We start from the raw sequence: 18,856 nt of genomic DNA on the forward strand, positions 1-18,856 counted from the left end.
CGTGACCCGGCTAGCTTGTCGCGATGGCCAGATCCTTTTTCGCAACCGGCTCAATCGCGGGACGTGTTTCATCCCCGGAACCATCTGCAAAAAGCTCGGAAGAATATTCGCCATACAATTCGCGCAGGAATTCCGGCGTCAACTGGGTCGAGGGCCCGTCAAATACGACAGCACCATCACGCATGGCGATGGTGCGTTTGCAATAGTCTTTTGCGTAGTCAACCTGATGAAGGGACACGATCACGGTCACGTTGTCTTCACGGTTCACACGATCAAGGGTATTCATCACCTTGCGCGAGGATGCCGGATCAAGCGACGCGATCGGCTCATCTGCAAGAATAAGACGCGCACCCTGGGTGATGGTCCGCGCAATTGCTGCGCGCTGTTGCTGCCCGCCGGAAAGATTGCGGGCCTTTTTGGTCGCATGCGCATCAATACCGACACGATGCAATGCGGCCATGGCACGCATTTTTTCGGATTTGGTAAACAGGCCAAGTGATCCGCGCCAGGCCGGGACGCGCCCCAAAAGCCCCATCAGCACATTGGTCAAAACCGACAGGCGGCTGACCAGATTGAATTGCTGGAAAACCACACCGATTTCTGCGCGCACCTTGCGGGCGCCGCGCGAAATCTTGCCATTTTCCTGAATTGTTTCGCCAAACACGACGATCTTGCCGCCGTCGCGATCACCACGCAGCAATCCGGCAACATGGCGGATCAATGTTGATTTTCCCGAACCGGAAGCGCCGATAAGCGCAACCATTTCGCCTTCCCGCACCTGTAACTTCACATTTTTCAGTGCGCGTTTGTCACGGGTAAAGCTTTTGTTCAGCCCAGAAATATCTACAACCAGCATCAAGAAATCGCCTGCATGTGTTTCGCTGGATGACGAAGCTACGCATGAATGGCGACTCTACGGTGACACTGATGTTACAGTTCGATGATTACGGTGCTCTGTTTACGCCAACAACAATCAAACTTGTCTATACATCAAATGTATTTTCAGTAATTTCAAAAATATATCGATGCAGATAAATCATATTTAAAATGATAATCTAAAAACAGGAAAATAAATCAGCATATCTCAAAACAAAAATTTACATATGTGCCATGACTGTGCAGATTTTCATTAAAAATATATCGTTATTTATTTTACGTGATTGCTTGGATTGCGAACATCACATCATCTTCGATTTCAAGGCCGTCCACCTCAGCAATGGCGCGCGCTGATTTCCCGCGCCGTCCCGGAAGACGTACACCGTCTTCGGCGGCAATTTCATTAGCAATCGCAGCAAGATGATCCATGACACCGGCCCCGCCCGTCGAAGCCGGATCAATTGCAATGATCATTTGGCCCAAAGCAGGCGGCTTGCCCTTGTCATCAAACAGGGATGATGACTGATGACCGAATTGTGCCCCGGTGAGACCGGCTGCGAGAAGTTCGACCATCATTGCCAATGCTGCACCCTTGACGCCGCCAGCAGGGACCATGGTTCCATCCAGTGCCTTGACGGGATCGGTTGTCGGGTTCCCGTCCGTGTCAAATGCCCAGTCATCGGGAATTTCGACACCCTTTTGCTTTGCCGCCATGATTTTTCCGCGTGCGACTTTCGACAGAGCAAGGTCAATGATCACAGGATCGCCTGCACTTCCGACCGGCACCCCAAAAGCAATCGGGTTGGTCCCGAACATCGGGCGCCGACCGCCCCACGCCGCCATTGCCGCCGGGGCATTGGCGAACATCATCGCCGCCAAACCCTGTTCTGCAAGGCGTTCGACCGTCAGTCCCATAACACCGGCATGATGGGATTTAAAAATTGATGCAACAGCAATCCCCTGCTGGCGGACCATGTCAGGCAAATGATCCATCATCAAATCCAGCGCCGGATAAGCAAACCCGTATTGCGCATCAATCCGCAGGACACCCGGTGCCGACTTTTCCATTTGCGGCGTAGCATTGCCATCGACTTTTCCTGCGCGGGCCTGTGCGGAATAGGCCGGAACGCGCCGGAAACCGTGACCACCCTGTCCGGATGCTTCTGCGGCAACCAGCGCGGTCGTAACGGATGCTGCATTGTTCCGGCTGACATTGCAGCGCATCAAAGTATCGCAAACAAGCGTATGAGCATCTGACAGGGAAATTTTCATGATGGATATGACCTTGGGTAACAGCGGAAAACGCCATGGGCGGGATTGCTGTTACAATAAGCCGATGCCCGGTCAACAGGCAAAGGTGTTTTACCGTTTTCTTGCACTGCACATCATATGACCTGTCGGCGCAAACATCTGAAGTTGTGCTAAAATCCTGCCTTAAACTTTCGATACGTTTCATCTTCATCAGCCACAGCCAACACAGGGATAGTGACATGCGCACCACAAAACCGATCATGTTTTCCGCCGTCGCAATGACAGGCGCGCTGATTTTGTCTGCATGCAATACGACCGGACAGATGAATACCGGGGGTGCCTGGAAAAATGTCACGGGCAAGGACTGGCACCTAACCATGCTGTCCAATGGCGGACAGACATTTACATTTACACCGACATCGCCAATGCAACCCAGTGCTGTCTTTTCAGAGGATGGAAAGGTTAACGGGTCTTCGGGCTGCAACAGTTATTTTGGCACCTATGATCAGGATGGCAATCAACTGACATTTTCGCCACTCGGCGCGACCCGCAAGATGTGCCTTAATGGCGCGATGGCGATCGAGGCAGCTTTTAACAATGCGACAACTCAGGTCACGCACTGGAAACTTGGCAATGACCAACTGGTTCTGATTGACCGGGATGGCAAAACCATCATGACGTTTACAACCAAGGCCCCGTAAGCCAATAAACGGCTTGATGAACGCAAATAAAAAGGGCGCCGTTTGGCGCCCTTTTGTTGGTTCCAGCGATTTTTTCGATCGCTTTCAAACCGGAAATCAGTCGTCGGTTTTGGTTGCTTCGGATTTCGGACCGACTGCTGCCGGTTCGGTACGCAGCCCCTGAATGATCGAGAAGCAGGCCAATAACAGCACAATCGCAAACGGGAAGCCGGTTGATACGGCCATCGCCTGCAACGAGCCAAGCCCGCCACCCAACAGCAATGCGATCGCAACCAGTCCTTCGAAGGTGCACCAGAAAACACGCTGGGGAACCGGTGCATCAACCTTGCCGCCAGCAGTGATCGTATCGATCACAAGCGATCCTGAATCCGATGATGTCACAAAGAAAACAATCACCAGAATAATGCCCAAGAATGACGTGATCGCATGCATCGGCAATTGTTCAAGCATTGTGAACAGCTTGATCGGAAGACCGGCTTCGGCAATGGCAGTTACACCTTCGCTGACCATGTGAACGGCAGTACCGCCGAACGCCGTCATCCAGAAGACACATACAAGTGACGGAATGATCAGAACACAGGTGATGAATTCACGCACTGTACGCCCGCGCGAAACACGCGCGATGAACATGCCAACAAACGGTGACCAGGAAATCCACCATGCCCAATAAAATGACGTCCATCCCTGGCTGAAGTTGGTATCAGCACGACCAACCGGGTTGGACAGGGCCGGAAGATATTCGACATAGGCAACAAGAGACGTAAAGAACCCCTTGATGATATCCATGGTCGGACCAACCAGAACCACAAACAGCAACAGCAAGGCTGCCAGTACCATATTGATTTCCGACAGACGTTTGACCCCGGCATCAAGCCCGGCCAAAACCGAAATCAGCGCAACACCGGTAATGGCAATGATCAGAAAGACCTTCGATCCGTCGGTCACTGAAATCCCGAACAGGAAATCAAGCCCGGCATTGGCCTGTTCAGCGCCAAAACCAAGGGACGTCGCAAGCCCGAACAGGGTGGCAAATACTGCGAGAATGTCAATAACGTGACCGGTCCAACCCCACACACGTTCGCCAAAGATCGGATAGAACACCGAACGCATTGTCAAAGGCAGGCCCTTGTTAAAGGAAAACAGCGCCAAGGCCAGCGCGACCGTCGCGTAAATTGCCCACGGATGAAGTCCCCAGTGGAAAATGGTTGCCGCCATTCCAAGATCAAACGCCGCATCGGCATCACCGACCGCCGCACCCAAAGGTGCCCAGTCCGTGCGCATGCCGTCATCGCCGAACGCAGTGCCCCCGATCGAGGACGAGAAATGCGAAATCGGCTCTGATACGCCATAGAACATCAACCCGATGCCCATACCAGCCGCAAACAGCATCGCAAACCAACCCGAATAGGAATAATCGGGTGTCGCATCTGCGCCGCCAAGACGGACCCGTCCAAGCGGTGACACAATCAGAAACAGACACAAAATAACAAAAATGTTGGCCGCGGACAGGAAGAACCAGTCAAAGGTCGACGTCAACCAGCCACGCAGGTCATTGAACATCGGCCCGACACTTTCCTGAAAAGCCAGTGTCAGAAACACAAAAGCAACAATCGACAACCCGGAAATCATGAAGACCGGGTTGTGCACATCAAGACCAAACGGTCCGATCTCTGTCTGGATATTGTCTTGACCGATTTCATAATCGGTCTCGATCGGGTTCGCTGCACCATCCGGGCTTTCAATGCCCGTATCAGCTTCTGACCCCATTTCAAACTCCCTAGCTTCGTGATTAAACAGCTACCCCTAGCCGTCTTTACTCAAAGGCGTGCTTGTTTAACGCACCAGGAACACGGATTGATCCGCGTGTGATGCAACATATCCGCCATGAGATGAAAAAATATGGTCGGCAATGCCCGGAATATGCGACGCCATAACGATCACATCGGCGCCAAGTTCATCGGCTTTGCGCACCAAAATCTTGCTCAGATCCGTTGCCAGATCATGGGCAATTTCCGCATCCGCAGAGACTTTCAACCCGGATTTACCGGCTGCTTCCTGTGCGAAATCCGACAATTTTTGTTCGAACTCTTTGGGGCTGTGCGCCACCGAAGACGGGGTATTTGTCCCGACCGCAAGGAAACAAAGTTCGGATTTGTAATGTGTTGCCAAATCGATGGCCGTTTGAATGGCCTTTTCCATTTTGTCGATATGGGCCAGATCCACCGGCACAAGCATCTTCTGATACATTCATTCCTCCGTTGTGTGCACGCAAATATACGTGCCAATCCTTCGGTCGAAATCAAAGTTCAGAGATGATAACAGGTCATTGAATACAAATCAAAAACGGGAAGAACCGGCAAAAATCAAAGACATTAGATATTCAAATCACGAATTAAAAGAACACAATGATTTTGCATCAACACCACAATAACCATAAGTGATTTACGCCGCTTACAGCGGTTAAGATTTATTATTTATGATCCGACAATAACATCATCGAAATGGCGGAAAATATCAGAGTGCAGGGCTACGCGGATCACGGAACATAACAGCGCGCAGTCATTCCTGATTGACCATGCGGGTGATGGCCTGACACACATGGGCAAAGCCGTCCTTGGCCCCGGGGCTCATATATCTGGCACGCAGCCAGCCATGGATCATTTGTGGTTCTTCCCGGTATTGAACCCAAATGCCTGCCCGCGCCAAGCGCGCGGTATATTCACGTCCGTCATCACGTAACGGATCGAAATAGGCTGATGTTATATAGGTCGGCGGCAACCCGCGAAGATCATCCACGGACAAGGCATGCGCCACCGGATCATCCATCGGCGCTTTCAAAACGTCGCGGTAATAAATGACATCATCGGTGCTTAAACCCGGGGCACTGGCCATTTGGCCGTAACTGGGCCAGTTAAGATCCCCGCCAAGTGCCGGATAAATTAGTACCTGACCAAGAATACGATCCCCAAAGCCATCATCCCTGGCACGTAATGCCAATCCGGTCGCCAACATGCCGCCCGCGCTGTCACCCACCAGAACGATCTTTTTCCCCGCCATCAGCAAACTGTGCATCACGGTGTGACAGTCTTCATGCTGTGCAGGCCAGATATATTCGGGTGCCAACCGGTAATCGATTGCGGTTAGTTCTGCCTGTGCACTTTCTGCAATATCGGCACAGATTGCATCATGGCTGTCACATGATCCAACCACGAACCCGCCACCATGCATGTAAAGAATTCTGTGCGGTGTACCAAGGGTTTCCGGACGGTAATGGCGCACCGGAACCGTTCCGATAACATCATCCTGAATGTGCATGCCATCCGGACGCGCACGGCCGAAATACGAACATAACACATCATACCAGACGCGCTGCTGTTCGATCCCGGCGGCAACCGCATCAGGTGGATAAAGGCTGTCGCATTTGGCAATGAAAGCACGGATGCCCTCTTCTTCGGGCATCGGGTCATAACTGATATCGAATGAAACCGGGCCGGAATCCGACATTTGGAAACCTTTGCGTGTTGGGACCCCTCAAAACTAGCGCGGTTTTCCGACCTTTAAAAGGGTTCTGTCGTATCAGAGTGAAATGCTTTCGACACAATCCTTCAAAAGCTGTGCACTGCGGCCGAGACCTTCGAGTTCTTCTGCCGCAAGATCCGGCATCAGGTCCTCCGATACGCCGTCCGCACCGATCACCCGTGGAATCGACAAGGCAACATCGCGCACATCCCCGATCTCGGCCATGACACAGGAAACCGTCAGGACATCATGCTGATCACGGGCAATGGCCTTGATAATCCGGGCCAGTCCTGCACCAATCCCGTAATAGGTTGCGCCTTTGCCCTTGATGATTTTATAGGCCGCATTGCGCACACCATCATCAATCCGTGCACGCATATGCTGGGTGATCGGCGATCCCACCTGGGCGGCTACTTCTGCCAGGGACAAAGACCCCACCCGGGCATTGGACCAGGCCAAAACTTCGCTATCACCATGCTCGCCAAGAACATAGGCATGCACCGATTGTGGCGATATTCCCAGATGCCGGCCAAGCAGACTTCTAAACCGGGCCGTATCAAGGATGGTTCCGGAACCAATAACCCGACTTGCCGGCAAGCCGGAAATACGTTGCGTGATCTGGGCCATGATATCGACCGGATTGGACGCAATCAGAAGGATCGCATCGGGCGCAACGGCAAGGACATTACCCACAACATCCTTGAAAACTGCGGCATTGCGCTCCAACAAGGCAAGTCTGGTTTCACCGGGTTTCTGACTGACCCCGGCCGCAAGAATAACGACCCGCGCCCCGGCAAGCCCGTCATAGTCGGCCGCCTCCACAATTGTTGAGGACATGAACGGAACAGCATGGGCAATGTCTTCTGCCTGGGCGACGGCAAGATCATGGTTCTGATCAACCAGAACAACCGAACTGGCAAGCCCCATAACCGCAAGCGCATAGCCCGCTGAACTTCCAACCATCCCGGCCCCGACAATCCCGACCTTCATCACTCAATCTCCCGCATCAAACCCCGTCTTCACATCAATGATGCCACCGGCGGGTGAAGCGGTCAAAAAGGATAAATGTTGCGCAACAAAACATCCGCCTTTTGCAGGTGAAAAAACCAAAGGATCGATTGCGGGCAAAAACGCAATTCTAAATCGAAATTTCAATCACTTAGCCCGGACTAAACCATTCCAATCGCACCCGGTTTACGGTAGAATTTCAACAATATAAAGCCGCATGCGCGCATCATGATTTCCGGGGAAAAATCGCCGCCAAAAGGTGATTAAAAACAACAACATACACCGGACCCAACCGTCATGATCAGCACATCAAATAACGGGAGGAAATTTTGGGTAATTCGGACATCCGCCAGGTGACTGTTGTCGGAACAGGCATCATTGGCGCAAGCTGGACCTGTCTTTTTTTGGCACATGGTTTTGATGTTGTCGCAACCGATATTCGTGACGGCGCAGAACATGATTTGAACACCGCAATCGACCGGTTCTGGCCAACACTTCCCGAGACAGTTCTGGCCAAAAAACAGCGCGGCAATTTGCGTTTTTCAACCGACCTTGATGATGCTTGCGCAGGCAGCGGATTTATTCAGGAAAATGCGATTGAACGACTGGATGCAAAGATTGAATTGATGCGCCGCATCGATGCCGCGACATCCAAAGAAACCATCATCGCATCAAGTTCATCGGCCATTTCGGTGACCGATATGCAATCGGCCTGTGCGCATCCCGAACGCGTCGTTCTTGGCCACCCGTTCAACCCGCCCCATCTTGTACCGCTGGTCGAACTGGCCGGCGGGGAAAAAACAGGTCAACGGGCGCTGGAACAGGCAGAAGCATTTTATGCTGGCCTTGGGAAAACGCCGGTTCGGCTGGAAAAAGAAATATATGGCCACATTGCCAATCGGCTGCAGGCCGCAATTTTCCGCGAAGCCATTCATATGCTTGATCATGGCATCGCATCGGCCGAAGACATTGACCGCGCCGTGACCGAAGGACCCGGACCACGTTGGGCATTGATGGGTCCGTTTATGACCTATCGGCTGGCGGGCGGAGACAAGGGCATGCAGGGATTTTGGGACATGTTTGCCCCGATGCAGGAAAAACTTTGGGCTGATCTGGGCAATCCGACACCACAAAAAGATCTTCAGGATCGGGTAACCGCCGCGGTTGAGGACTCCTATGCCGACAAATCAATTTCCACCGTTATTCGGGAACGTGATGCCCGGCTGCGCAAGATACTGGCGGTCAAAAAATCACCCGTTTCCGATTGATGTCGGGATAAAAATCACCCGCAAAAAAAACGGCACAGTGTCAAATACACTGTGCCGTTTTTACTTTGGAATCGGTCAGACATGACAAACCATGTCTGGTGTATCCGCCCTAGAAATTGACCTGATCACCGCCTTTAAGCGACAGCATGGCGCGTGCTTCGTCCGGGGTTGCGATTTCAAGACCAAGACCTTCGAGAACTTGGCGAATGCGCAGAACCTGTGACGCGTTGGACTTTGCAAGCTGACCCGGGCCATTCCAAAGGGAATCTTCAAGCCCGACACGGACATTGCCCCCCATCGAAGCCGCCATTGTCGTGATCGGCAATTGATGGCGTCCTGCGCCAAGCACCGACCAGACATAATCGTCACCAAACAGGCGATCTGCTGTGCGCTTCATATGCGCAACATCTTCGGGATGCGTGCCAATACCGCCAAGAATGCCAAATACTGTCTGAACAAATAACGGCCCCTTGACCAATCCGCGGTCACGGAAATGCGCAAGGTTATAAAGGTGACTGGTATCATAGCATTCAAATTCGAACCGGGTGCCATTCCCAGAACAGGCTTCGAGAATATATTCAATATCCTTGAAGGTGTTGCGGAACACGATATCTCGGGAATTTTCAAGATATGCCGGCTCCCAGTCATGTTCGAATTTCTGGAACCGATCAAGCATCGGGAACAACCCGAAATTCATCGACCCCATATTCAAGGACGCAACTTCCGGCGCGAATTTAAGTGCAGGCTGCAAACGTTCCTGAACCTGCATCGCAGGACTGCCACCGGTTGTCAGGTTCAAGACCGCATTTGTGGATTGTTTCAGCCGCGGCAGGAAACGGGCAAACATATCCGGGTCCTGGGTCGGACGACCGTTTTCAGGATCACGGGCATGAAGATGCAGAATCGCCGCCCCGGCTTCAGCAGCCTCGATGGCCTGTTCGGCGATCTGGTCCGGGGTAACAGGCAAATGCGCAGACATGCTGGGCGTATGAATACCACCGGTAATGGCACATGTGACGATGACCTTGCGTGACGTTTTAGCCATGTTGTTTTTCCTTTTTGATCCGCTCAGATGGTTTCGACATTGCCGCAGACACTGATGGCCTGCCCGGAGATATTTGCCCCCGCCGGGGACGACAGGAACAGCGCCATACCGGCGACATCTTCCGGTTCGACCATGCGGCGCAACGAAACCTGTGACAGGTACTGCGCTTCCATTTCCTCGTAACTGATGCCAAGGGATTCAGCACGGGACCGGATCACGTTTTCAATGCGCGCGCCCCGAACCACACCGGGCAATATGGCATTGACGCTGATGCCATCGGGACCGGCTTCCTTGGCCAGACTTTGCGTCAGTCCGACAATTCCCCATTTCGCTGCGGCATAGGGGGTGCGAAGCGCATATCCAAGCCGCCCGGCAACCGATGAGATATTGATGATCGTCCCGGCCTCATTGGCGCGCAGCAATGGCAAGGCCCGCCGCAGAACCAGAAACTGGCTCATCAGATCGATATCAAGGGTGCGACGGATTTCTTCGACAGAAAGCTCGTCAATGGCGCCGGTCGGACCGGAAATGCCCGCATTATTAACCAAAACATCAAGCCCGCCGAGCTGTTCGGATGCCATTGCCAGCAACTGATCAACCTGTGTTTCATCCGAAACATCGGTTACGCGAGTCAGCACATCGGTAAAGTCTTTGGCAAATTTGCCAAGGGCATCTTCGTCAATGTCACAAATCAGAACCTTGGCACCGGCTTCGCGAAAGGCACAGGCAATGGCCTTGCCAATTCCCGACGCCCCCGCTGTCACCAAGACCCGAAGGCCCGACCGCGGTCGGGTTCGTTCAATCATATTCATTTTCGACCTATTCATGATTTACGCCCACGGCCCGGACATCAGGCAACTTCAAGCCAGTTGCGCCGCACTTCGGGTGTTTCTTCAAGCTGTTCGGGGGTCCCGCGATAAACCAGTTCGCCATGGCCCATGACCATGACCTGCTGGGCAACTTTCAATGCGATGGTCAGTTTCTGCTCGACCAGGACCACAGCAACGCCGCGACGCCCGATATCAAGGATCACTTCCATCACGACATCGACAATCCGTGGTGCCAGTCCCTCGGTCGGTTCATCAATCAAAAGAAGCCGCGGATTGCCCAGTAACGACCGGCAAATGGTCAGCATTTGCTGCTCGCCACCGGATAAATATCCGGCCCGAATGCCCCGGCGTTCGCGCAGACGCGGGAAATAGTCATACATTTCCTCGATCGTCCATTGATGGGCACCGGGTGCGCCCTTTTGCCCGCCCATGATCAGGTTTTCCTCAACCGTCAAATTCGGGAAAACCAGCCGTTCCTCCGGAACATATCCGATCCCCTTTCGGCAAATGTCATAAGGGCGCTTGCCCGCAATCGATTGCCCGTCAAGGGTCACGGTTCCCGCACTTGGCGGTACCAGTCCCATCATTGCCTTTAACAGGGTTGATCGACCCGACCCATTGCGTCCCAGCAAGGAGACAATGCTGGATTCACCGATTTCCATATCGATGCCGTGCAGGATGTGGCTTTTTCCATAGTGGGCATGCAGCCCTTTGACTTCGAGCAAGCTCATTTTGCCCCCTCCTGACCAAGATAGGCTTCCTGGACTTCACGATTGGCACTGATGCGTTCGGGGGTATCGGTCGCAAGAATGCGGCCATATACCAGCACCGAAACCCGGTCACACAGGCTGAAGACGACGCTCATGTCATGTTCAACCATCAAAAGCGTCTTGCCTTCGGTCACCTTGCGAATCAGCTCCGCGGCCTTGGCCGTTTCTTCGCGCGACATGCCAGCAGTCGGTTCATCAAGCAAAATGACATCGGCACCGGTCGTAAGCGTCATGCCGATTTCAAGTGCGCGCTGCTCGGAATAAGTCAGGTCGCCGGCCATGCTTTGCGCACGTGCTTCAAGCCCGACCCGATTCAGAACATCGGCAGTTTCGTCATTGACCCGACGCATCCCCGCTGCCGACCGGAACAGTCCATAGCGCACCTGATGGCGGGCCATGACCCCGATCCGCAGATTTTCAAACACGGTCATGCGATGAAAAATGTTGGTGATCTGGAATGATCGTGCCAATCCGGCGCGATTGATCAAGTGCGGTGAAAGACCGCCAATGCTGTTTCCTTCAAGCCGGATATCGCCCGATGACGGCGCAAACATCCCGGAAATCAGGTTAAACAAGGTCGACTTTCCCGCCCCGTTGGGTCCGATCACTGCATGTCGTTCACCCGGACGAATATCAAGGTTCAATCCCTGCAACACATCGATCGGCCCAAATGACTTGCTGACTTCCGAAAGCTGCAACGCAGGCGTCTGTGATGTTATCTCATTCATTCTTTGCCTCCTGCACCGACGGTCATATCAGCAGTCGTCGCCTCATCCTTGCGTGCCCAAAGCCGGTCAATCACGCGACGGGCCCGGATCAGGATGAAGACACCCCCGCACAGCAACACAAGCGGCACAAGCCACGTCACCGGGTTAAGCGGGCTCCAGGACAGGCCAAACAGGTCATAGGCCGGGAAACCACCCGCTGCCCCGTCGCGGGCCACTGCATAGTCCTGACCGAACAGAACTTCGGCACTTTCGGTCAAAAAGACAGTCCCTGCCGCAATCAGAATGCCGCCGCCCAAGGCCACAAGATACGGACCGCCAATCTTTGCCAGATCGAGCTGGCGACGATTGCGGATATGGTGATCAATCACCCCGCCAATACCTGTTGGTGCATACAGCATCACCAGAACGAAAATCAGTCCCTGGTAAAACAGCCAGGACCGGGTCAGATCCGAAATCAGGAAGGAAAACAGGGTAAAGACCGTTGCGCCAATCACCGGGCCAAAGAACACGGTCGATCCACCGACAAAGGTCTGCAAGACCACCTGTGCGGATACCGATCCCGAAAACAGCGAATAGTTTGCCGTCTCGTTGGAAATCGCCAGAAGCGCACCGGCAACACCGGTCATCATGGCCGACACCGCAAAGACGATCACCTTGGCGTAATGGGCGTTGTAGCCCAGAAACTTGACGCGCTGCTCATTGTCACGCAGTGCAAGCGTCAAACGCCCGAAAGGCGTTCTGGTATAGGCCCAAAGCGCCAGCCCACACAGCACCACCCAGCCAAGGGTCAGATAATAGACTTCGATAATCGTGCCAAACCCGAACCCCATCCAGGGCATCCGCATCGACGACACGCCTGCTTCACCACCAAACGTCCCTTCGAGATGCGGGGCCAGTGAATGAAACAGTTCGGCAATTGCCAGGGTCACCAGCGCGAAATACACGCCCGACCGCATGGTCGAAAAATACCCCGCGACCACCCCAACCACGAGCCCGGCCAGCCCCCCGGCCAGCGGCAAAAGCGGCGTTGGAAAGAACAAGCCGTCTTCTACCGCAATCATCAGATGCAACGCAGCAAAGGCACCAACCCCGAAATAGGCCGCATGACCAAAGGACAGAAGTCCCGCCTGACCATTCAGCAGATTGAATGCAAGGGCAAACAGACTGGAAATCAGGACATTAATCAGCGCATTCTGCCAACCAAGCCCGAGAAATGGCGGTACTGCGATCAACAGAACCAGCAGCAGCGCCAGAAGAATTTTTTGAATGGATGTCATCTTTAATTCCGTTCACCCATCAGGCCGGCCGGACGTACCAGCAGGACGATCAACATCAGTGCAAAGGGAATGGTTGCGCTTACCGAAGACAGCTCAAGCGTCAAAAGACCGCCGACCGATCGCGCCCAGTCGCCAAGCCCGACCACGTCAAACATGCTGGCAATTGACCAATCAAGACCGACAGCAAAAGACGAAAACAGGCCAATCAGAAGCGACGCCACCAGCGACCCTTTAAGGGATCCAAGGCCACCAACAACCACAACGACAAAGACAATAACGCCAAGTTCGATACCCATATTCGGGTTGGTCGGATAAAAGGCACCGGCAACAGCACCAGCCAGCCCGGCAAGGGCAGCCCCGGTTCCAAAAACGAACATGAACACAATCGGAATGTTGTGGCCCAGTGCCTCGGCCATTTGCGGCAACCGTTCAGCCGCGCGCACGACAATACCGGTACGGGTCCGCGTCAGCAGAAGCCACAGAACGGTAAACATGATGACTGCAACCGCACCAATGAACATGCGATAGAAAGGATATCCGGTGCCGAAAATCTCAAAGGCGGAAAACCGCAATGCTTCGGGCATCTGGTAATTGACCGGAAAATCGCCGAAAAACAGCTTGATCAGCTCTTCAATAATCAGCGCCAGACCAAAGGTCAGCAAAAGCTCGTGCGCATGACCATGGGCATGTACCCGCGGCAGTAAAAACCGCTCGACCGCCATGCCGACAAGCCCGACGACAATCGGTGCGACCAGAATGCCGGTCCAGAAACCGAAGATCGATGACACCGCATAAGCGACATAAGCACCGAGCATGTAAAACGAGGCATGGGCGAAGTTCAGCACACCCATCATGCCGAAAATAAGCGTCAACCCGGCCGAGACCATAAACAGCAACAAGCCATAGGTCACGCCGTTCAACGTGGAGATAATCGCGAATTCCATGAGACTTCCGGACTAAAAGAGGCAGAAAAGACCCGGCACTACACGATGAAGGCCGGGTCCTGAAGGCGTCGGGATTACGCGTTCGGGCGCTTCATCTGGCAGCTGTCCTGCACCGGATAGATCGCCTTTTCGCCGGGTATTACCTCGACTGTCTCAAAGCCCATATCCGTCCCATCGGCCGGATATTTTGCGCCCTTGACCACTTTGGAAACCACCACCGGACGAATGGTCTGGTGATCTTCCTTGCGTACCGAAATCGGCCCAAGCGGTGACTGGTAAACACTGTTTTCGAGTGCCAGCGCGATGTCGGTGACATTGATGTCGCCGCCCTTGAAATCAAGCGTGGACAAAGCTTCCTGAAGCTGACCCAGGGCAAAGGTCGAATGACCTTCGACAAAGATCGGATAGGCCCCCGTGCCTGCCTTGTAGGCTTCCGGGAACTCGTTGGTCGGGGTCGCCGCATTGTCATAGTTGTTGGCGATATAGTGACCCAGTGCCGTCTGACCGGCATTGGCGATGTTGCCCGGCTGATCAAGGAAGGTTGTCGCAAAGGTCACATCAAGACCCGCATCACCGGTCGCCTTCATCAGCAACAACAGGTCATTGGACCAGTTGCCGGTAAAGACGGTGTCCGGCTCAGCCGATTTGATGCGTGCAACAAATGGTGCAAAATCCTGGATCTTGTTCACATCATGCAAGACTTCGCCAACAACCTCGTATCCGCCCTCGGATGCAGCGGCCTCAACAGCGGCCTGCACATCCTTGCCCCAGGAATAGTTCTGGTTGATGGCATAAGCCTTGCTGCCCAGTGCATCCGACTTTTTCATGGCATTGACCAGGGCGGTAATGCGCATCGGTGCGGTCGTGGTAAACCGGAAATGATAGAACTGACACTTGTCGCCGGTAAGCTCCATGGCTTCACCGCCAAGGTTCATAAAGATCATTTCCTTGCCGGGATTGCGCAAATTGTGTTTGCGAACATCTTCGGTCAATTGGCCGGCAATCGCCGATGATGCACCCTGAATGATAATATTTACGCCGTCCGCAACAGCCTGACGGAATTTGTCCGCCGCCTCGGACGCGCCGCCGGCATTGTCATATTCCGTCACCTGGACGGGTTCGCCGTTAAATCCGCCAGCTGCATTGATACGATCAACACCATACTTCACAGCGCGCGCATAAAGACGCCCGGTCGAGGTTTGCGACCCTGAAAGACTTTCAATAATCCCGATTTTAAGGGGCTCTGCCTGCGACGTGGCGGCACCAAGGGTACCCGCGCCCAACGCCATCGCGGCACCGAACGCAAATTTTGTCATACGATTCAAGTTTTCCTCCCAGATAACACTTGTTTGTGTACTTGGTCTGCCGCGCTGCGTCAGTTATTCCAACGTCTTGGTTCGGCATTAACGGCAGTATAGACACAAGAATTTGACTGAGTAAAGATATTAGATATGTGATCACACTTTAATTTCGATGACCTTTTCTCACCCGGTGCACATTGCCATGCCAACGCACTGGACGTAGAATGCCATAGACAGTACTGCTGTAATCACCTGATTTGGCGTAACTTGTGACCATTGGTGAAATGTTTTGCCGCCGGGTCCAACGTTTCTTCACCTTCTTGAGGCACCGAGTACGTGAATACCTTCGACCTGACAAAGAATTCCAAACCGATGCTGGCCCCGGTTGATGTCTCGACCGTTCAGGAACGGGTTTATCAAAGCCTGCGACTGGGCCTGCTCCGGGGCGAGTTCCTGCCTGGTGAACAGGTTTCTATCCGCGCTCTGGCCAATATGCTCGGCACCAGCGCCATGCCGGTCCGCGAAGCGATCGCGCGCCTGATCGCCGAACGTGCCATCGAACAGTCCGGACCGCGCACACTTCGCGTTGCGCCCTATCATGCCTCCGAACATGAAGCATATATTCGCATCCGCATGCAGCTCGAAGGTTACGCTGCCGAACGCGCCGCCAGTGGCCCCAAAAACCCGAAACTGGTCGACGCCCTGCGTCGCCATAATGACCAGATCAAAGAAGCATTGCAGGTTGATGATTATGACGCGGCCCTGACCGGCAATCAGGCCTTCCATTTCGAACTATACCGCGCCAGCGGCTATAGCCAGCTGCTTGACCTGATTTCAACGCTCTGGCTGCGCACCGGCCCGATTGTCGCCTCCGCACGCAAGGATACCTCGCTGTTCGAACGCGTGTTCACCCATGGCGTCAAGATCCACAGCAATGTCATCGATGCCGTCGCCCAACGCGACCGTGCCGCGGCCCGCTGGTCGGTCAATCTTGATATCCGCTCCTCACATCTGGCCATCCGGCGTTTCTACAAGCTTGCAGATGCTAATGAGGCTGATGTCTCCGGGGTGGATTGATGTGATGTTTGGGCAGGATTAGCGCTCGCATTGCTCGCTCAGCTCCGGCCTTTAGCCTTCGCAAAGAACCTTGTGCAAACAGGCATCGGATAGATGTGTTGATGCCCGACGAGCGCAGTCTGCGCGCGGCCTATCGGCCGTGCTAGACCTTCAGACTAAAAACGTGCCACTGGCACGTTTTCTATACGCCTTTCTCAGGACTTACGCGCACCCACCGGGTGCACGGTTCCTTCGAAACCATCAAGTTATGAGCACAGGCTCAGAACGCAGGAAGAACGCAGGTTCGAATGCTGACCCAAGACTAAACGACAAAACCCCGCCGATGGCGGGGTTTGTTGTTTTGGTTGCGGGGGCATACCTGTTTGCCCAATTCTTTTCCCCGAGAAACATCAGATTTTGGTGCACTCGGTAGAGAATTGAGACCATACATTTCCGATCCTTGTCAAGTCGTTAACGGCATGATGGGGGTCCTACAATGCCAGCCGAATGGGGTCAGGCGAAGATCGAAATCCTTGCTTTGCGAGATGAAATTCTCGGCAAGCTTGAGCAAGGCATTCTGGTCAGAACAATCTACGAAGAACTGAGTGCATCGGGACGTATCACAATGTCTCGCCGGTCATTCTATGACCGCGTTAAACGACTGCGTACTGAAGCCTCGAAGTCCACGCGCAACACCTCTACGCAATCCACTGCTCGTACCAGTAAGCCAATCCAGAACTACCTGACTGAGAAGTCGAAGCCAGCCACAAGCAACTTGCTCCCAAGCCTCAAAGCCGAAGAGCAAAAAGAGCTTGATCGCTTGTGGGAAGGATCGTCGGACAACACGGAGGAAACTCCGTGAGTTCCTGGCAATCAGATTACCTCACCCTTCACACCCGCCTGCGGCAAGCCCGCGAGAGCAAACACCTCACCCAAGCTGGTGCAGGTGAATGTATCGGCGTGTGCGAACGCACTTATCGGGATTTTGAGGCTGGCAAGACGGATCTGTCTGCAGCCCACGTGTTCCGCCTCGCCACTGTGCTGGGCATCAAAATTATCATTTCAGATGGAGTTATCGCCGATGGCGTTGATTAATCTTACCCTTCAGGGCAAGGGCGGGGTCGGCAAGTCGTTTGTCGCAAGCCTTCTTGCGCAGCATTACCTCAAACGCGACACCCCGCTTCATTGCTACGACACCGATCCGGTTAATCAGACCTTTGCCGGATACAAAGCGTTCCCTGTCGAAACCATTCGCCTCGGCGAACGTCCTGACGAGATCAACCCGCGTTATTTCGATGCGCTGATCGAACAGATCATGACCGGCCCGGAAAACGGTGTTGTCGTGATCGATAATGGTGCTAGCACCTTCTTACCGCTGCTTGGCTACATGGTCGAAGCACAGGCGCTGCAAATGCTTGCCGATGCTGGTCATGAGGTTCGCCTCCATACCGTGCTTACCGGTGGGCAGGCACTTAATGACACCATGCAGGGTCTCCATCAGGTTTTGCAGAGCGTTCCCGATATTCCCGTTGTCGTATGGCTTAACGAATATTTCGGGCGGATCGAACGCAAGAACGCATCCGGCGAAGTCGAAAGCTTCGAGCATTCCGGACTTTATAAAAAGAACAAGTCTCGCATTCACGCGCTGGTGCGTCTGCCCGAGGTCCGCAAAGAAACCTTTGGTCACGACATCGAACAAATGATGCGTGCCCGCCTGACCTTTGATGAGGCAGGTAAACATGCCGACTTTCCCCTGATGTCGCGCCAACGCCTGATGATGACCTGGCGCAGCATTGGGGCTTCCATGGAACAGGCGGTGCTGTGATGGCCAGCGTTCTTGACGAGGCTCCGCCGCCGCCCCTGACCATGGACAGCATCGAAGAACTGCGCACCCATTTGTGGAAAGTTCATCAGGTCACCGTCGAGGACGGTGATCCGGTGCTGATGATCTACACCATCCACAAGGTCGTGCTCGACGAGCATCGTCGCCTGATCGATCAGCATAACCGAACCCTGTCCGGGATTATCCAGGCACAGGCAGAAACCTTCACCAACGATGTCACTGCCGCCATCGAGGACTTCAAGAATGAAGCTCTAACCGATGCCGTGCGTGAACGTCTGTCTGCCATGCAGGAAGCTGCTCGCCTTGCCGATACGGCTCAGGACCGCTTTCGCAAGATGGTCAAGCTGATCTCCCTCCTCACCGCTCTCAATCTGGTCGCCGTCGTCTTCACGCTGGGCGTCCTCACCGTTTTGACGATCTGACGACAAGGAAAACACTC

At 53.8% G+C, this 18,856-nt stretch carries 20 protein-coding genes; 7 read left to right on the forward strand and 13 right to left on the reverse strand.

The features are described from left to right. Positions 1-10: 10 nt before the first annotated feature. Both phnC and M9H61_RS12040 read right to left on the reverse strand, forming a co-directional pair. Complete coding sequence (gene phnC / locus M9H61_RS12035) at positions 11-856, reverse strand: phosphonate ABC transporter ATP-binding protein (protein ID WP_068519971.1); 846 nt, start codon at positions 854-856, stop codon at positions 11-13. A gap of 296 nt (positions 857-1,152) precedes the next feature. Beyond that, a complete protein-coding gene (locus M9H61_RS12040) occupies positions 1,153-2,148 on the reverse strand; it encodes an Ldh family oxidoreductase (RefSeq protein WP_250280630.1) in 996 nt (331 codons plus the stop codon). 218 nt (positions 2,149-2,366) lie between these two features. Between M9H61_RS12040 and M9H61_RS12045 the strand changes: the two genes are divergently transcribed. Continuing rightward, a complete protein-coding gene (locus M9H61_RS12045; RefSeq protein WP_250280632.1) occupies positions 2,367-2,828 on the forward strand; it encodes an META domain-containing protein in 462 nt (153 codons plus the stop codon). Positions 2,829-2,924: 96 nt separating this feature from the next. On the opposite strand, the gene M9H61_RS12050 is transcribed toward M9H61_RS12045, so the two are convergent. From M9H61_RS12050 to M9H61_RS12065, 4 genes are all read right to left on the reverse strand, one after another. After that, positions 2,925-4,595 carry a BCCT family transporter gene (locus M9H61_RS12050; protein WP_114114108.1) on the reverse strand — a complete coding sequence of 557 codons (1,671 nt, stop codon included), beginning with the start codon at positions 4,593-4,595 and terminating at the stop codon, positions 2,925-2,927. A 66-nt stretch (positions 4,596-4,661) separates the two neighbouring features. Next, the gene (locus tag M9H61_RS12055; RefSeq protein ID WP_250280633.1) at positions 4,662-5,075 is read right to left on the reverse strand and encodes a universal stress protein; all 414 of its coding nucleotides are present in this window, start codon (positions 5,073-5,075) and stop codon (positions 4,662-4,664) included. Positions 5,076-5,387: 312 nt separating this feature from the next. Next, positions 5,388-6,332, reverse strand: coding sequence for an alpha/beta hydrolase (locus M9H61_RS12060; protein WP_101247327.1), 945 nt, complete (start codon positions 6,330-6,332; stop codon positions 5,388-5,390). Between the two features lie 72 nt (positions 6,333-6,404). Beyond that, positions 6,405-7,337, reverse strand: a complete 933-nt coding sequence (locus tag M9H61_RS12065; protein WP_250280634.1) for an L-lactate dehydrogenase — start codon at positions 7,335-7,337, stop codon at positions 6,405-6,407. A 347-nt stretch (positions 7,338-7,684) separates the two neighbouring features. Between M9H61_RS12065 and M9H61_RS12070 the strand changes: the two genes are divergently transcribed. Next, positions 7,685-8,623, forward strand: a complete 939-nt coding sequence (locus tag M9H61_RS12070; RefSeq protein WP_250280636.1) for a 3-hydroxyacyl-CoA dehydrogenase NAD-binding domain-containing protein — start codon at positions 7,685-7,687, stop codon at positions 8,621-8,623. 109 nt (positions 8,624-8,732) lie between these two features. Here the strand turns inward: M9H61_RS12070 and M9H61_RS12075 are convergent, their stop codons facing one another. From M9H61_RS12075 to M9H61_RS12105, 7 genes are all read right to left on the reverse strand, one after another. After that, positions 8,733-9,668 carry a 3-keto-5-aminohexanoate cleavage protein gene (locus M9H61_RS12075; protein WP_068519986.1) on the reverse strand — a complete coding sequence of 312 codons (936 nt, stop codon included), beginning with the start codon at positions 9,666-9,668 and terminating at the stop codon, positions 8,733-8,735. 23 nt (positions 9,669-9,691) lie between these two features. Further along, complete coding sequence (locus M9H61_RS12080) at positions 9,692-10,495, reverse strand: SDR family oxidoreductase (RefSeq protein WP_250280638.1); 804 nt, start codon at positions 10,493-10,495, stop codon at positions 9,692-9,694. Positions 10,496-10,518: 23 nt separating this feature from the next. After that, a complete protein-coding gene (locus tag M9H61_RS12085) occupies positions 10,519-11,229 on the reverse strand; it encodes an ABC transporter ATP-binding protein (protein ID WP_068519990.1) in 711 nt (236 codons plus the stop codon). Next, entirely contained in the window at positions 11,226-11,996 is a 771-nt protein-coding gene (locus tag M9H61_RS12090; protein ID WP_250280640.1) for an ABC transporter ATP-binding protein, read from the reverse strand. The genes M9H61_RS12085 and M9H61_RS12090 overlap by 4 nt, the downstream gene beginning before the upstream one ends. Further along, a complete protein-coding gene (locus tag M9H61_RS12095; protein ID WP_250280642.1) occupies positions 11,993-13,273 on the reverse strand; it encodes a branched-chain amino acid ABC transporter permease in 1,281 nt (426 codons plus the stop codon). Before M9H61_RS12095 ends, M9H61_RS12090 begins: the two co-directional genes overlap by 4 nt. Before the next feature lie 2 nt (positions 13,274-13,275). Beyond that, a complete protein-coding gene (locus M9H61_RS12100) occupies positions 13,276-14,217 on the reverse strand; it encodes a branched-chain amino acid ABC transporter permease (protein ID WP_206928329.1) in 942 nt (313 codons plus the stop codon). A 74-nt stretch (positions 14,218-14,291) separates the two neighbouring features. Then, a complete protein-coding gene (locus tag M9H61_RS12105) occupies positions 14,292-15,533 on the reverse strand; it encodes a branched-chain amino acid ABC transporter substrate-binding protein (protein WP_250280643.1) in 1,242 nt (413 codons plus the stop codon). A gap of 321 nt (positions 15,534-15,854) precedes the next feature. On the opposite strand from M9H61_RS12105, the gene M9H61_RS12110 reads away from it, so the two are divergent. The 5 genes from M9H61_RS12110 (at position 15,855) to M9H61_RS12130 (ending at position 18,839) form a co-directional block, all read left to right on the forward strand. Beyond that, the gene (locus tag M9H61_RS12110; RefSeq protein WP_250280645.1) at positions 15,855-16,595 is read left to right on the forward strand and encodes a GntR family transcriptional regulator; all 741 of its coding nucleotides are present in this window, start codon (positions 15,855-15,857) and stop codon (positions 16,593-16,595) included. Between the two features lie 475 nt (positions 16,596-17,070). After that, positions 17,071-17,436 (forward strand): TraK family protein, encoded by a 366-nt coding sequence (locus tag M9H61_RS12115; protein ID WP_250280647.1) that lies wholly within the window; start codon positions 17,071-17,073, stop codon positions 17,434-17,436. Continuing rightward, positions 17,433-17,669, forward strand: coding sequence for a helix-turn-helix transcriptional regulator (locus M9H61_RS12120; RefSeq protein WP_120226133.1), 237 nt, complete (start codon positions 17,433-17,435; stop codon positions 17,667-17,669). Before M9H61_RS12115 ends, M9H61_RS12120 begins: the two co-directional genes overlap by 4 nt. Next, positions 17,656-18,399 (forward strand): conjugal transfer protein TraL, encoded by a 744-nt coding sequence (locus M9H61_RS12125; RefSeq protein ID WP_120226132.1) that lies wholly within the window; start codon positions 17,656-17,658, stop codon positions 18,397-18,399. The genes M9H61_RS12120 and M9H61_RS12125 overlap by 14 nt, the downstream gene beginning before the upstream one ends. Next, positions 18,399-18,839: a hypothetical protein gene (locus M9H61_RS12130; RefSeq protein WP_120226131.1), complete on the forward strand. Its 441-nt coding sequence runs from the start codon at positions 18,399-18,401 to the stop codon at positions 18,837-18,839. The genes M9H61_RS12125 and M9H61_RS12130 overlap by 1 nt, the downstream gene beginning before the upstream one ends. Positions 18,840-18,856 lie beyond the last annotated feature (17 nt).

It is taken from the genome of Thalassospira sp. GO-4, assembly GCF_023588965.1.
Lineage (GTDB): Bacteria > Pseudomonadota > Alphaproteobacteria > Rhodospirillales > Thalassospiraceae > Thalassospira > Thalassospira povalilytica.

Bases quoted from the DNA above. Each gene is read 5' to 3' on its own strand.
- M9H61_RS12045 (WP_250280632.1), top strand. From the start codon at position 2,367: ATGCGCACCACAAAACCGATCATGTTTTCCGCCGTCGCAATGACAGGC.
- M9H61_RS12115 (WP_250280647.1), top strand. From the start codon at position 17,071: ATGCCAGCCGAATGGGGTCAGGCGAAGATCGAAATCCTTGCTTTGCGA.
- M9H61_RS12055 (WP_250280633.1), bottom strand. From the start codon at position 5,075: ATGTATCAGAAGATGCTTGTGCCGGTGGATCTGGCCCATATCGACAAA.
- M9H61_RS12125 (WP_120226132.1), top strand. From the start codon at position 17,656: ATGGCGTTGATTAATCTTACCCTTCAGGGCAAGGGCGGGGTCGGCAAG.
- M9H61_RS12080 (WP_250280638.1), bottom strand. From the start codon at position 10,495: ATGAATAGGTCGAAAATGAATATGATTGAACGAACCCGACCGCGGTCG.
- M9H61_RS12060 (WP_101247327.1), bottom strand. From the start codon at position 6,332: ATGTCGGATTCCGGCCCGGTTTCATTCGATATCAGTTATGACCCGATG.
- M9H61_RS12085 (WP_068519990.1), bottom strand. From the start codon at position 11,229: ATGAGCTTGCTCGAAGTCAAAGGGCTGCATGCCCACTATGGAAAAAGC.
- M9H61_RS12095 (WP_250280642.1), bottom strand. From the start codon at position 13,273: ATGACATCCATTCAAAAAATTCTTCTGGCGCTGCTGCTGGTTCTGTTG.
- M9H61_RS12130 (WP_120226131.1), top strand. From the start codon at position 18,399: ATGGCCAGCGTTCTTGACGAGGCTCCGCCGCCGCCCCTGACCATGGAC.
- M9H61_RS12075 (WP_068519986.1), bottom strand. From the start codon at position 9,668: ATGGCTAAAACGTCACGCAAGGTCATCGTCACATGTGCCATTACCGGT.
- M9H61_RS12040 (WP_250280630.1), bottom strand. From the start codon at position 2,148: ATGAAAATTTCCCTGTCAGATGCTCATACGCTTGTTTGCGATACTTTG.
- M9H61_RS12065 (WP_250280634.1), bottom strand. From the start codon at position 7,337: ATGAAGGTCGGGATTGTCGGGGCCGGGATGGTTGGAAGTTCAGCGGGC.
- M9H61_RS12100 (WP_206928329.1), bottom strand. From the start codon at position 14,217: ATGGAATTCGCGATTATCTCCACGTTGAACGGCGTGACCTATGGCTTG.
- M9H61_RS12105 (WP_250280643.1), bottom strand. From the start codon at position 15,533: ATGACAAAATTTGCGTTCGGTGCCGCGATGGCGTTGGGCGCGGGTACC.
- M9H61_RS12050 (WP_114114108.1), bottom strand. From the start codon at position 4,595: ATGGGGTCAGAAGCTGATACGGGCATTGAAAGCCCGGATGGTGCAGCG.
- phnC (WP_068519971.1), bottom strand. From the start codon at position 856: ATGCTGGTTGTAGATATTTCTGGGCTGAACAAAAGCTTTACCCGTGAC.
- M9H61_RS12090 (WP_250280640.1), bottom strand. From the start codon at position 11,996: ATGAATGAGATAACATCACAGACGCCTGCGTTGCAGCTTTCGGAAGTC.